The sequence below is a fragment of the Archaeoglobus sp. genome (assembly GCF_017656475.1).
Lineage (GTDB): Archaea > Halobacteriota > Archaeoglobi > Archaeoglobales > Archaeoglobaceae > Archaeoglobus.
The window spans coordinates 55,886-69,082 of sequence record NZ_JACDNT010000003.1; the positions used below are offsets into that span (position 1 = coordinate 55,886).

Genomic DNA, 13,197 nt, shown 5'->3' on the forward strand with positions numbered 1-13,197 from the left:
AAATTTTTTACGTCAAAATGGTAATTTCAGCCATGCATAACGAGCTGCTATGGTTTGCATTGCTGCTGGCAAGCTTTACAGGAATAATCATAGCATACAGAATTTTTGGCAGGACTGGACTCTACGCGTGGACGGCAATGGCGATAGTTCTGGCAAACATTCAGGTCATGAAAACGATAAAGTTCTTCGGTCTGGTTACTGCGATGGGCAACATCGTTTACGGGACAACCTTCCTCGTTACAGACATATTATGCGAAAATTACGGGAAAAGGGAGGCCAAGAAAGCTGTTGAGGTTGGATTCTTCGTCCTCATAGTCTTCACCCTACTCATGCAGATCTGCCTAGCTTTCATACCCGACGAAAGCGACACTCTCAGCCCAGCACTAGAGCAGATTTTCGGCATCATGCCGAGAATAACGGTGGCAAGCCTTACAGCCTACCTGGTTTCGCAGTTACACGACGTGTGGGCGTTTGACTTCTGGAAAAGGAGGACGAAGGGCAGATTTCTGTGGCTCAGGAACAACGCTTCAACAATGGTCTCACAGCTCATCGACAACGCAGTCTTTACATGGATTGCCTTCGTCGGCTTCGGCGTATTCTGGGAGCAGGTGTTTCCGTGGGAGCTTATAGCTGAGATTTTCGTAACTTCCTACATAATGAAGTTCATAGTCGCAGCTCTCGATACGCCATTCGTTTACCTCGCAAAAATGATTAAGAGCGATGCTGACAGGGCAGAGGTTGTATTAAAGACCCATTGAAACCAATTTTTCTGCAAGTCCGTCAAAGACGAACTCAACGGCAATCGCAGCCAGGAATATGGCGAGTATTCTTGCTGCAATATCCGCACCGCTCCTGCCGAGCAGCCTGATGATAGGGGCGCTGTAAATGTGGCTCAGCCTGACGATTAGGTAAACCAGAGCGGCGCTGAGCACCACAAGCAGCTTCATGATCACGTCTCCTGCCTGCGAGTAAAGCACGATTCCTGCCGTAATCGCTCCAGGACCTGTGTAAAGGGGTAGAGCGAGAGGAAACACGGCTATTGAGTCAACGTCTATGCTTTCCTCGGCTCTTCTTCTGTAAGCCTCTCTCCTCGTTCCACCGAGGAGAATGTCAACAGAGGAGATGAAGAGGAGTATTCCACCTGCAATCTTTAAACTGCTAATCGAAACGCCGAAGTAGTCGAGAACTTTCCCGCCCGTCACCATGGTGATGAAGAGAATCAGGAAAGCGATGATTGTGGCCCTTTTCGATATCTTCTCTCTATATTCATCGCTGAACCTCTCCGTTAAGGCTATGAAAATCGGCAGATTTCCTGGGGGGTCGATTATTATGAACAGCGTCGTGAAGCTTGCCAGAAAGAAGCTGAGGTAAGCAGCGACATCCATATTCAGCCCTCATCCACTGCTCTTCTCACATTTTCCAGCAGCTGGACAGCAAGTTCCTGAGATGGGAAGGAGAACAGCCCACAATCAGGACCAATGTAAGCAAGCAGTTCTCCAAAGCGTTCTTTGGCCATTTTTATTCTCTCTGCAATTTTTTCCACAGGCTCAATCTCCTGAATTGCGAAGGAGATTAGTTCCTCATCCCCCCAGGCGTTAACCCCGTGCATGGTGTTGAACTCTGCGATTATCCCGTCTATGTCGCTCCTTGCAACACCAATTCTCAGCTTTTTTTCAGCAGAAGCTACCACCTCAGCGTCGATGAAGTCCATGTTCTCAGGCTTCTTTGCACACTCAATGCCTATGACGTCAATGGAAGTCTCCAGGATTTTTTCGTAGTAGAGGGGTTCGTGCAGGTGAATCTGAACGTCCTGGGGAATACTGTATTCCAGAGCTTTCTGGAGGAGTTCTTCATCCGGCTGGAGGTCAGGAGCTAATCCAAGGCTCGGCTCGTCAATGCTTATGCAGACAACGTTCTCATACTTGGCCGCGTTCTCAACGAAACGCCTTACAGATTCTGCGAGGTTCAGCAGAACGTCCTCGTAAATCACACCTCCGAACTCCTTGTAGTACAGCTCGAACGGGCCTGTGATGCAGACTCTCACTGACTCAGCTTTAATTTTCTCCACGTATTCAAGCTCTGGTATCACAGCCTTATTTTTAGAAATCAGGTAGGGCTCCTCCTGGAAGGCCTTTATTGGCTCAATGAACATTTTTATCATGTCCCTGAACTGAGGGTAGGTGGGAGCGTCGAGAAACTTTGCCTTCATCAGGAATGCCCTCTGAACCATTTCCTCGTATTCCTTTGTGCCGAGATTCCGCTCAACCCAGTCCCTTTTGATTCCCTTCGGAAGCGGGAAACTGCCGATATCGTCAACCTTCATATTACTGCTCTAGGATTCCTCCTCTAATGGCGAGCCTCTCAATCTGGTCCCTCAGCTCTTCCAGACTATCCATAAGCTCTCTCCAGCAATCGTCTTTGCAGTTTGCATAATTTTCTCTCAGCTCTCTCAGCCTTAACTTTATTCTCCTTACCTGATCAGCGTAAATCTCCTCGTTCTCAGTCCCGTAGAATATGTTGCTTATTCTCCCTATTGCAGCTCTTAGAAGTCTTATCCTTTCCTCAACATCCCCGCTATAGTCAAAGGTTTCGAGAAGCTCTTCAAGATGTTCTTTTATTGAAACCATATAACAGAGTTACTTTCTTGTTAAAAAATTTTGCAGTTACATTTACCCCCAGCCTCCCCTCTTGCTGAGTAGGTAGAGGAAAAGCAGTCCAGATGCTGCGATGATAAGGACTGCTGATGTTTTATCCACTTTTATCTCAGGCTCTGCCTTGAATTCGAGTGTGCAGTCTGATTTGCACCGATAAACGCTGTAATCCTCACCGCTGAACTGCTTAACTCCCAGATAGCTCGTGTTGTTTTGCTTAATGACTGGAAGAGTTGTCAAAATAAAAATGCTCTGGTTTTCAATGGTGGCTAATGAGAAAAATGGTTTTGCCAGCTTGTAAGTGATTGATATTTCACCCGTGCTGTTTGCGGGGACGATTATTTTTTCCAGAATAAGTTTTCCGTCAACTTCGGGTACATCGAGAAAACTAAGCGATGAGTCCGTTATCTCCAGGCCAGAATGCTGGGGGAGTGGAATTGTGACGTCGCCTTCAAAGTTTGCTTGCCCTGAATTTGTTATGAGGACTATCTCCAGAACTTCGAGGTTGGGCTGGATGATTACATGCCTAATCACGCTCAAATTTTCCGTTTTGTTGGTGAACAGCAGGTTGAAGGTGATGGTTTTGTTACCATCAAGTTTCAGATCCTCTACAAACGTTTTGTTCAGTGCAAAAAGCTTCAGGGTGTAGTTTCCTGGTGGTAAGCTTAAAACTGAACCATTTTTCACCGTTTCAACTTTTGAAAAGTTCTCTCCAAGTATGTTCAGCTCCGCCGTGCCATTGTAACCCTTTGTAAAAATCTGGACACTAAACTGGTTGGCTGAGGCTACCACAATTCCTGCTGTGATCAAAAGCAAAAAAAATGCAAGCTTCCTCAATCTACCACCCTCTGCATCGCTCCCCACTCAACCTCCCTTTTTCTGACAAAGGAGAACAAAGCTTTTACCGCTGCGTACTGAAGCATGAGAGCGTGGATAAATAGGCCGAAAGTCACCTTTACCTTTGAAATCTTTCGGAAGTGAGCAAGGAGGAAGAAGGGCGACAAAAGCAGGAGAGGCAAGTAGAGCATGGGTACGAATGTGAGAGTGAGGGCCATGTACCATGAAAGCCTCACACCTAACGAGGCTTTTCTCATCTCCTTTCTATAGCGCCACAGCTGCAAACCCCCGTAGTACCACCTCTTCCTCTGATTGTAGAGGTCTTTCCAAGTGATTGGTGCCTGCTCGTAAATCCTGGAAGTTTTAACCAACACCGCTTTTCTTCCTTTCGCGTGCATTCTCGTCGCAAAGTCTGCATCCTCCGCAACAGCCCACTCATTCAAACCCTCTTGCATCAAAAATTCCGCCCTTAAAACCCCAATGAGCCCGTTGAACTGTCTGAACTTGCTTTTTCCAAGAAGAAAGTTGATCAGATAGTATTCTGCCTCCACAGTCTCAGAGACGAGGTTAATCGGGTTGCTTATGTATCTCTTAGTGGAGGCGATGTAGCAATCCTCGCAGCTTTCCAAGGCTTTGACACATTCAACGATAAAGTTCATCTCAGGCCTCGAATCGACGTCGAAGATTGCGACATAGTCAGGTTTGAAGTCGGACAGGTATTTGAGAGCGTCGTTTATGGCTCCAGCCCTCTTTCCCCTCCTGTTTTCCCTGAAAACAACCTCGACCCCTAATCTTATGGCAGTTTCCGGTCTCCTGTCATTTTCACCGTTGGAGTCTATTACGTACACTAATTTAACGTCAAAATCATCGTAATCAAGGGATTTCAGGTGCTCAATGCTTCGCCTGATTATCTCCTCATCCTCGAAGGGAGAAACGGGAACCACTACGGCAAGCTTCATGAGAGCAATTCTTCTATCAGCTTGGCAGTGTCTGCAGGATCAGCTCTTCCGCGCGTCTTCTTCATAACCTGCCCGACGAGGAAATTCAGAGCCTGCTTCTTGCCACTCAGGTAATCCTCCACCGCTTTTGGATTCTCCTCGATAGCCTCCTTGCAGAATCTGATAATCTCATCTTTGGGAATTGCAAAAAGGCCTTTCTTTTGAATTATCGCGTCGATTTCTCCGCCTTCGTCAAGCTTGGTCCTTATTACCTCTACAACACCTTTCTCCGTTATCCTTTCTTCGTCAAAATACTTCAGGAGCTTTGAAAACTCTTCAGGCTTGAAAATCTCCCAGCACTTTGCAAAGTTCCATCCTCTGTAGTTCAGTTCTCCTCTCAGAACATCAACAATCCAGCTCGCTGCAAGTTTTGGATCGACGTGCTTTGCAACCTCCTCGAAGTAGTCAGCCATCTTTACATCCAGAATAAGGACTTTTGCGAAGTTATCTCCAATGCCGTATTCTCGCTTTAACCTCTCCCTCTTCTCCTCAGGCATCTCAGGCAGAGTTCCCTCAACCTCTTTCACGATTTCATCGGTTAAAATTGGTACCAGGTCTGGCTCAGGGAAGTAGCGGTAGTCCTGCTCCTCCTCTTTGCTCCTCAGCGAGACCGTTATGTTTCTGGCCTCATCAAAGTGCCTTGTCTCTCTTACAACAGCCCTGCCTCTCTGCAGCAGGTTTTTCTGTCGCATTATCTCATAGCTCAGGGCTTTTTCAACACCTTTGAAGGATGAGATGTTCTTGACCTCAACTCTACCGCTCCCCTTGATGGAGATGTTGGCATCGACCCTCATCGCACCTTCCAAATCGCCGTCAAAGACATCAAGGTACTCAAGAATCATTCTCAGCTTGTTCAGAAAGAGTCTCGCCTCTTTCGGGGAGTTCATTACGGGCTCGGTGACGATTTCGAGCAGAGGAGCTCCGCTTCTGTTGTAGTCAACAAGCGAGTACTTTGCTGTTGTTATGGAGCCTTTGTAACTCAGCTTCCCCGGATCTTCTTCCATGTGTATTCTCTTTAGCTGAATTCTTTTTTCCTGGCCGTCAAGCTCAATTGTAACATGCCCGCCAAGGGCGAGGGGGCGGTCGTACTGGCTGATCTGAAATCCCTTTGGAAGGTCGGGATAGAAGTAATTCTTCCTGTCAAAAACCGTGAAGGGTTTAATTTCGGCATTCAATGCCATGGCAACCTTAACTGCAGCCTTAACAGCCTCCTTGTTGACTACAGGCATCGCCCCCGGCATTCCGAGGCATACGGGGCAGACGTGTGTGTTGGGAGGGCTGTGATGATAGTTGAGGGGGCATGAGCAGAAAAGTTTAGTTCTGAGCTTGTTAAGCTGAACGTGAACTTCAAGACCTATTACCACGTCATCCATAATGGCTGCACTAAAAGTCGTATTAAAAAGGTTGTGAACATGTGGAGGATTGAGCTGGAGCGCGAGGTGAACTGGGAGCTCAAGATGAAGTTTTTTCTGCTGCCAGAACTGCCAACTCCCGATGTTGTGGAGGGTAACGTTTGGAGAAGGGCGATTGTGCTGGAGAACGAAGCATTTGCCGTTCTTGCTTATCCTAAAGGGGAGAAAGCAATAGCTGTTGAAGGGAACTTCTCCACTAAGGAGTGGAAGACAATCAGGGAGAAGCTTGTCGAGTACTTTGGCCTTCAAAATCCAGAGGAGCTTTACAAATTCATGGAGGGCGATGAGAAGCTGAAAATGCTCAGGGAACGGTTTTACGGATTTGGAAAGGCCGGTTTGATGTCGATGAGCGTTTTTGAAGGCATTGCCAAAGCTGTAATCCAGCAGCAGATTTCCTTTGTCGTTGCGGAGAAAATAGCTGCAAGAATTGTCCAGAAATTTGGCGAAACTGTTGAGTGGAACGGTTTGAAGTTCTACAGCTTCCCCACTCAGAGAGCCATACTTCAGGCTGGAGTGGAGAGGTTGAGGGAGTGCGGGCTGAGCAGGAGGAAAGCCGGGCTGATTCTGGAGATTGCTGGAGAGGAAAACCTTGAGGAGTTGAGGAAGGCAAGTGAGGATGAGGCGTATGAGTATCTCACGTCGTTCAAAGGCATCGGAAGGTGGACAGCAGAGCTGGTTCTGTCGATGGTATTGGGGAAGAACGTTTTTCCTGCAGATGATCTGGGGGTGAGGAGGGCAGTTTCTAAGCTGTACTTCAACGGCGAGCTTCAGAGTGCTGATAAAGTTAGAGAGGTGGCGAGAAAGAGGTTCGGGAAGTATGCGAGAGACATACTGTTTTACCTCTTCCTCTACGACAGATTTTTTAGTAAAGAGTCAGAATTAATTTGATGTTCCCCGAAATAGAGGAAATCAGAAGGAAGAGAAAGAAGCTCGGAGTTAGCCAGAAAAAGCTTGCCGAGCTTGTAGGGGTAAGTCAGCCTTTAATAGCTAGAATTGAGGCTGGTAAGTTTGATCCAAAGCTCTCTCTTGTTAAAAAGATGATGAGGGTTCTTGAAGAGATTGAGGGTGGGAGAGTTGAGGCGAGGGTTGTGATGAATTCTCCCGTCATTTCCGTCTCCCCGAATGACTTATTGAAGAGGGTTGCGGAACTTATGATGGAAAAGGAGATATCCCAGATTCCGGTAATGGAAAACGATGAGCCTGTTGGCGGGATAACTGAGGCAGACATCGTAAAGGCAGTGCTGGAAAAAGGTTCGAGGGCAGAGAGCGTAAGGGTGCGGGAGATAATGAGTGAACCTTTCCCTGCAGTTGACCCCGAAGAAAGCGTTAATACCGTTTCTAAGCTCCTCATGGAGCACCCTGCTGTGCTGGTTGTTGATAAAGGGAAGGTTGTTGGGATAATCACGAAGCAGGATGTGATGAAGTTTTTGACTCAAAACTGAGGTTTTTGGTAAAAGGCAAAAATCAAAAAATAAAAAATAGATTAAACTTCTTTCGTCAGCTCCACACAGTACTTCTGCACGGCTTCCTCCTCAACAGGCTTTGTAAGCAGTGAGACGACTATGAACAGTATGAATCCAACTGGTATCGCCCAGACTTGGTGCGGTGTGATTAGAGCAGTCTTGTCTCCGAACAGCACGTCGTTGAGGAAGAAGAACGCATGGTGTCCAAGCCCTCCTTGTTCAACTGGTAGTTTTGCTCTCAACCATGCAAATAGGTGCAGCGGTGTCATGATGACTGCAGTCGTCCACATCGCAGCTCTTGTTGCTCTCTTCCACCATAGGCCAAGAATTAATCCCGGACCGAGAGCGGAGATAATGACGACGAATGCCCACCCTGAGAGGTCAAGAACCAAGCCTGGCGGGTTGATGGCAATCACAAGTCCGACAAGCAGGAATATCACTGAAATGATTCTGGCGAGGGCGATTGGATTTTCCTTTGCATACCTGCTCTTAAGCATCATGTCTCCCCAGTCCCTCGTCACAATGGTGTTGACGACCATGACCCATCCTGCTGCTGTGGACATGGCTATAGCTAAACCACCAGCACAGAGAACGCCGAGAATCCACGGATTTTGCAGTGCTTCGACTGCTGCAACCATCGAGTAGTCTGTCCAGCCTCCAACTCCATACTGTGCCATGTAGCTCTTAAGTATCGCGACGGCGTTGGCCCCCTCTCCACCCATTGGGCCTGTCTCAATCATAAGCTTTGAAGCCGCACCGATAATCTGCAGTGCCATGTAGAATATACCAGCAGCCAGCGTACACCAGAAGATACTCCTCCTCGCAGTCTTGATGTCCATGGTTGTGAAGAACCTCACAACGGTGTAGGGCATTGTTGCGAAGCCGTAATGCCAGACGAAGAACCACCCTATGACAGCTATCCACGTTCCGCTGAGGAGGTGGGGCGGTTCAGGATCGCTTGGAGTGTTCCAGAATTTGGGGTTGTTTGCAGCAACCGCTTCATAAAATCCGTTAACTCCTCCAAGCTTTACAAGAATGGCAACTGCAGCGATAACTGCTGCGACCGTCATCAGGAAAGCCTGGAAGGCGGCATTCCAGCTTGTTGCAATCATTCCTCCCCAGACAACGTAGAGCATAACTATAATCGTTCCAACGACAATTCCAATAATGTACGGCACCTTTGCAACAGCCAAGAGGAAGAGAGCCATACCCACTATTGAAAGAGTGATGTACAGCACTGCACCAATGACTGTAACGATACCGACAACCCATCTCAGTCTTTCATCGTTGTACCTGTCTGCGTAGTAGTCAGCGAAGCTTGTTGGAGCGTACTTTCTCAGCGCTGATGCGGTGAGAAGTGTTGCTATTGGCATTCCTGCGATGATGGCTGCCATCGCCCACCAGAAAGGATATCCGAGAATGAAGACGTATGCTGGCAGTCCGAGCATTGATGCAGGGCTGAGATAAGTCGATTCCAGAGCAAGACCGTTAACAACAGCACCAACCTGCCTTCCTGCAACGTAGTAGTCAGTGGCGCTCTTCAACCTCTGCCTAGAATAATATCCTATCACAATTATGGCCAAGAAGTAAAGCACTGTTATTCCTACAACTGGAGCCTCTACTGTCGCCATCAGGCACCACCTCTCGCCTCTTCAGCCTTCTCCGGGAAGTAGAAGTAGATTACAGACATCACCAGTGGTATCACAAACGACCCCAAGAACGCTGCATACCAGAACGGCAGTCCAACGATGTGGTTAATCCCTGCAGTCGCCTCTGCAATCCAGCAAAGCGCTGTAAATCCGTAATACACTACTACACCTACCCAAAACACTTTTGGCGGCCAAGGCATATTTTCTCACCTACCTACTCTATTGTTTGTGATAAATTGAACATATTTAAATTTTTTCATTTATCAACACAACTAATGTTGATTGATATTTACCATGTAACTCTGGAAAAGCTTTATAATACGGGATTTGTTAATTATAAAAAATGTTGCCACCTAAGGAGTTTTTAAGAAAAATAAAACCTTTCAGCCTTTTGAGAGATGAGGAGCTGGAAAAAATAGTTGGCAAGCTGGAAGTCGAAGCCTTCGAGGAGGGAGAGGAAATAATAAAGGGTGGAAAGAGTGGTGATTACGTTTACTTCGTTTATTCTGGAGTTGTCGGCATCTACGAAAACGGAAAGCTGGTTGATCGATTTTCACGTGGAGAGATTTTTGGTCTCACCCACAATCCGCAGAGAGTGGCAGTTGCTGAGGAGGACACGATATGCTATCTCATCAAAAAAGATGTTTTCACGGAGATCATGGAAAAAAACAAGCTATTCTCTGATTTTTTCAAATCTTTTGAGGAGAAGAGATTTAGCAGAATTCCAGACCTCTTCAGAGAGGAAGAGATCACAGACAGGTTGTTTCTAACAAGAGTTGGAGATTTAATTACGAAAAAACCCGTTGTCTGCAGTCCATACACCTCAATCAGAGACGCTGCAGTCAAGATGGAACTCAACAACGTAGGCTCGATTGTGGTGGTTGATGATAACCTAAGACCTCTTGGAATTCTCACAAGCAAGGATTTCAGGACCTTCATAATCTACGGAAAAAGTCATGAGGAGAAAGTCTCTGCCTACATGACCTCACCTGTTGTTGCTGTCGATCACTCAACACCTGTTTTCGAGGCTCATCTGGAACTGCTAAAGAGGGGTATAAACCACCTCGTTGTTACAGATGATGGAAAGGTTAAGGGCGTTATAACCGCCAACGATATTTTAACTCTTTTCGAGCCCACGACATCGCTCATCGTTCTTTACAGAAGGCTAAAAAAGGCAAATAACCTTGAAGAAATAAAAATTACATTCAAGAACCTATCAAAATCGATTTCGGCACTCGTTACACGGGGCATGCACTTCTACGACCTTTCAAACCTCCTAACGGAAATCTACGACTACATGGTCGTAAAGGTGATTGAATTGGAGAGGGAGAAATTTGAGTCGGAGAAAGGAAAGCTACCTGATTTTGCATGGATCCACATGGGCAGTTCTGCGAGAAAGGAGCAGGTGATGGCCACAGACCAGGACAATGCGATCATTCACGAAGGTGATGGAGAGGAGCTTCTCCTGTTTGCTGAGAAAGTTAACACTGCACTTGATTACATTGGAATTCCCAAATGCAAGGGAGGGTATATGGCGATGAACTGGTGCAAAAGTGTTGAAGAGTGGAAGAATGTTTTTTCAGAGTGGTTTGAAAAGCTAACGCCGGAGAATATCAGGCTCTTATCAGTTTTTCTTGACTTAAGAGTGATCTATGGAAATGAGAAACTGTACAGGGAACTGATTGAGCATATAAAGCTTGAGCACACTCCTCAATCGCTAAGATTTCTCGCACACGATGCCACGATGACTGAACCTCCGCTTGGACTCTTCGGGCTTAGGATGAAAAGTAAGATTGACTTGAAGATGAATGGGATATACCCCATAGTGAATGGAACAAGAATTCTCGCATTGGAAAACGGTTTTCTCGAAATAACAAACACGAGAGAGAGGCTGGAAAAATTGAGGAGTTCTGGAATAATGGATGCTGAACTTGCCGAATCCCTAAAGGAAACATACGAGTTTCTCCAGGATTTGAGATTAAAAATGCAGGCCAAGGAAATTGTTGAGGGCAAAAAAGCTGACAACATTATCAAAGTGTCTGAGATGGACAGACTCGACGCCTTCGTTCTTAAAGAGGGTTTCAAGGTTATCAAAAGATTTCAGAACTTTTTGAAAGGACACTACGGTATTGAGAGGGGTCTGTGATGGAGGGCAACTTGAGAAAAATTCAATTTCTGTCAGTAGACCTCGAAACTACAGGTTTAAACCAGAAAAAAGATGAAATCATAGCCATAGGGGCTGTACCAATAGTGGGAACCAGAATTATGGCTGGAGAAAGCTACTACAGGCTGCTAAGACCAGAAAAATTCAAGTTTGAGTCAATGAAGTTTCACGGTCTCGACCCTGCCAGACTGAAAACAGCCAACAACTTTTCAGAAATTGCAGAAGAGGTTGTGGAACTCCTCAGGGGAAAAGTCCTCGTCGGCTACGCAGTTGAAATTGATTACGGATTTTTGAAGAGAGCCTTAAAGAAGGAGGGCTACAAACTTGAAAACAGAAGAATAGATGTGATAGACTTTGAAAGAGCTGTTTGCTACATTCTTGGAGAGAGACCTGTTGAGAAAATGTCTTTAGATAGTTTGGCGAAAAAGTACAAGATTGATGTGAGCTACAGACACAATGCTCTTGCCGATGCATTTATTACAGCCCAAATTTTTCAGTTTCAGCTTCTAAAAATCCTCAAATACGGAATAAAAACCATCAACATGCTGTTTGATTTGCTAAAAAGAGTGGAGAGAGACCGGCATTATCACATTTTCTAAGCATTTCTACATTTTTTTAAAGTTTTAAATCGAAAAACTTATACATTTGAAAATTACCGAATTATTAATACTGAATGGAGGGATTGTATTGAGCGTCGAGAAGTATATGGATTATGTGAAGAAACTGCTTGGTGCTGAAGACATCTTTGACCGTGATGAGCCCCTTAAAGGTGTGAGGGTTCTTGAGGTTTGCAGTGTCGTTCTTGGGCCTGCAGCTACTGACTACTTAGCGGAGTTTGGTGCTGAGGTGATAAAGTTCGAGGCGAGGCGAGGAGACCAGATGCGCTACGTCACACCATACGCATTTTTCTGGCGAAACCTCTCTCCAGGATTACTGGAGCAGAACCACAACAAGTACTGGGTTGGAATGCACCTCGGCCATCCGAAGGCAAGGGAGATTTTCTATGAGTTTGTGAAGAAGAGTGACGTTGTTGTGGACAATCTCACTCCTGGGAGGTTGTCGAAGTGGGGCTTGAGCTACGACAGACTCAGGGAGATAAACCCGAGAATTATACAGCTGCATGTTTCGGGATTTGGGAGTTGGGGACCTTATACCGGAAGAACTTCGTATGATGCCATCGCTCAGAGCGAGGGAGGGTTGGCTTACATTACAGGGTTCGAAGGGAGAGGGCCGCTAAAGTCGGGAGTGTGGATTGCAGACTGGACCACAGCTCTGATGTGCGCTGTTGCAATAGTTGCCGCCCTGAACTACAGGGAGAGGACGGGAGAAGGACAGTACATCGATTACTCTCAGGTGGAGAACGTCATCAGATTTCTGGACTGGACATGGACGTATGTGGACATGACGGGCGAGAACAGGGAAAGAGTGGGGAACAGAGATCTTGCAATCTGCCCCTCTGACCTGTTTGACTGCAAGGATGGATGGGTTGCGATTGTTGCCTTTACAGAGGAGGAGTTCATGGGACTCTGCAAGGCAATGGACAGAATGGATCTCTATGAGAAGTTTGCTGACCCACTTGAGAGGTTGAAGGACGAAAACGCCAGGCAAATTCTGAAAGAGATTGCAGAATGGGCAAAAACCAAGACGGTTAAGGAAGTCGAGGAGCTTGCAGATAAGTACGGTTTTGCAGCCACGCATGTCGTTGAGGCGGATGAGGCTTACTACAGTGAACATCTGCGAGAGAGAGGGGCAATTATGGCGTACGATGATCCACTTTACGGCGAGTTTGTTGAACCATGCTACCCGCCAAGAATGGAAACACCAGCAAGGCTGAAATGGGGTGCAAGACCTATTGGATTTGACAACGAGTTCGTTTTGACAAAGTACCTTGGCCTGAGTATGGAGGAAATCGAACAGCTGTATGAGGAAGGTGTCATCTACAGGTGGAATCCAGACGTGAAGCCGCAATGCCCACCACCCGACTGGGATGGAAAGAAGGGATTGAAGTTCCCGTGAGGTGGTA

Annotated in this window: 14 protein-coding genes; 6 read left to right on the forward strand and 8 right to left on the reverse strand. The window is 46.5% G+C overall.

The annotated features are described in order from the left end of the window. Nucleotides 1-32 precede the first annotated feature (32 nt). Nucleotides 33-758, forward strand: a complete 726-nt coding sequence (locus H0Z19_RS01485) for a queuosine precursor transporter (protein WP_290723116.1) — start codon at nucleotides 33-35, stop codon at nucleotides 756-758. Here the strand turns inward: H0Z19_RS01485 and H0Z19_RS01490 are convergent. The 6 genes from H0Z19_RS01490 to gatB are packed head-to-tail and all read right to left on the reverse strand — an operon-like array spanning nucleotide 744 to nucleotide 5,859. Beyond that, a complete protein-coding gene (locus H0Z19_RS01490; protein WP_290723117.1) occupies nucleotides 744-1,385 on the reverse strand; it encodes an NAAT family transporter in 642 nt (213 codons plus the stop codon). The genes H0Z19_RS01485 and H0Z19_RS01490 overlap by 15 nt on opposite strands. A gap of 2 nt (nucleotides 1,386-1,387) precedes the next feature. After that, complete coding sequence (locus H0Z19_RS01495; RefSeq protein ID WP_290723119.1) at nucleotides 1,388-2,323, reverse strand: methionine synthase; 936 nt, start codon at nucleotides 2,321-2,323, stop codon at nucleotides 1,388-1,390. Between the two features lies 1 nt (nucleotide 2,324). After that, nucleotides 2,325-2,627 (reverse strand): hypothetical protein, encoded by a 303-nt coding sequence (locus tag H0Z19_RS01500; RefSeq protein WP_290723121.1) that lies wholly within the window; start codon nucleotides 2,625-2,627, stop codon nucleotides 2,325-2,327. A 42-nt stretch (nucleotides 2,628-2,669) separates the two neighbouring features. Further along, nucleotides 2,670-3,515 carry a hypothetical protein gene (locus tag H0Z19_RS01505; RefSeq protein ID WP_290723123.1) on the reverse strand — a complete coding sequence of 282 codons (846 nt, stop codon included), beginning with the start codon at nucleotides 3,513-3,515 and terminating at the stop codon, nucleotides 2,670-2,672. Beyond that, nucleotides 3,485-4,447, reverse strand: a complete 963-nt coding sequence (locus H0Z19_RS01510) for a glycosyltransferase family 2 protein (protein ID WP_290723125.1) — start codon at nucleotides 4,445-4,447, stop codon at nucleotides 3,485-3,487. Before H0Z19_RS01510 ends, H0Z19_RS01505 begins: the two co-directional genes overlap by 31 nt. Continuing rightward, nucleotides 4,444-5,859 (reverse strand): Asp-tRNA(Asn)/Glu-tRNA(Gln) amidotransferase subunit GatB, encoded by a 1,416-nt coding sequence (gene gatB / locus H0Z19_RS01515; protein WP_290723127.1) that lies wholly within the window; start codon nucleotides 5,857-5,859, stop codon nucleotides 4,444-4,446. Before gatB ends, H0Z19_RS01510 begins: the two co-directional genes overlap by 4 nt. A gap of 39 nt (nucleotides 5,860-5,898) precedes the next feature. Here gatB and H0Z19_RS01520 point away from each other — a divergent pair, with 39 nt between their 5' ends. Continuing rightward, a complete protein-coding gene (locus H0Z19_RS01520; protein ID WP_290723129.1) occupies nucleotides 5,899-6,786 on the forward strand; it encodes a DNA-3-methyladenine glycosylase in 888 nt (295 codons plus the stop codon). Further along, nucleotides 6,786-7,340 (forward strand): CBS domain-containing protein, encoded by a 555-nt coding sequence (locus H0Z19_RS01525; RefSeq protein WP_290723131.1) that lies wholly within the window; start codon nucleotides 6,786-6,788, stop codon nucleotides 7,338-7,340. Before H0Z19_RS01520 ends, H0Z19_RS01525 begins: the two co-directional genes overlap by 1 nt. 41 nt (nucleotides 7,341-7,381) lie before the next feature. Here H0Z19_RS01525 and H0Z19_RS01530 read toward each other — a convergent pair whose 3' ends face one another. After that, complete coding sequence (locus H0Z19_RS01530) at nucleotides 7,382-8,992, reverse strand: cation acetate symporter (RefSeq protein ID WP_290723132.1); 1,611 nt, start codon at nucleotides 8,990-8,992, stop codon at nucleotides 7,382-7,384. Continuing rightward, nucleotides 8,992-9,171: a hypothetical protein gene (locus H0Z19_RS01535; RefSeq protein WP_290723133.1), complete on the reverse strand. Its 180-nt coding sequence runs from the start codon at nucleotides 9,169-9,171 to the stop codon at nucleotides 8,992-8,994. Before H0Z19_RS01535 ends, H0Z19_RS01530 begins: the two co-directional genes overlap by 1 nt. A 182-nt stretch (nucleotides 9,172-9,353) precedes the next feature. On the opposite strand from H0Z19_RS01535, the gene H0Z19_RS01540 reads away from it, so the two are divergent. The 3 genes from H0Z19_RS01540 (at nucleotide 9,354) to H0Z19_RS01550 (ending at nucleotide 13,190) form a co-directional block, all read left to right on the forward strand. Then, nucleotides 9,354-11,156, forward strand: coding sequence for a putative nucleotidyltransferase substrate binding domain-containing protein (locus H0Z19_RS01540; protein WP_290723135.1), 1,803 nt, complete (start codon nucleotides 9,354-9,356; stop codon nucleotides 11,154-11,156). Next, nucleotides 11,156-11,773, forward strand: a complete 618-nt coding sequence (locus H0Z19_RS01545; RefSeq protein WP_290723136.1) for an exonuclease domain-containing protein — start codon at nucleotides 11,156-11,158, stop codon at nucleotides 11,771-11,773. The genes H0Z19_RS01540 and H0Z19_RS01545 overlap by 1 nt, the downstream gene beginning before the upstream one ends. An 88-nt stretch (nucleotides 11,774-11,861) precedes the next feature. Then, nucleotides 11,862-13,190, forward strand: coding sequence for a CoA transferase (locus H0Z19_RS01550; RefSeq protein ID WP_290723137.1), 1,329 nt, complete (start codon nucleotides 11,862-11,864; stop codon nucleotides 13,188-13,190). Nucleotides 13,191-13,197: the final 7 nt, after the last annotated feature.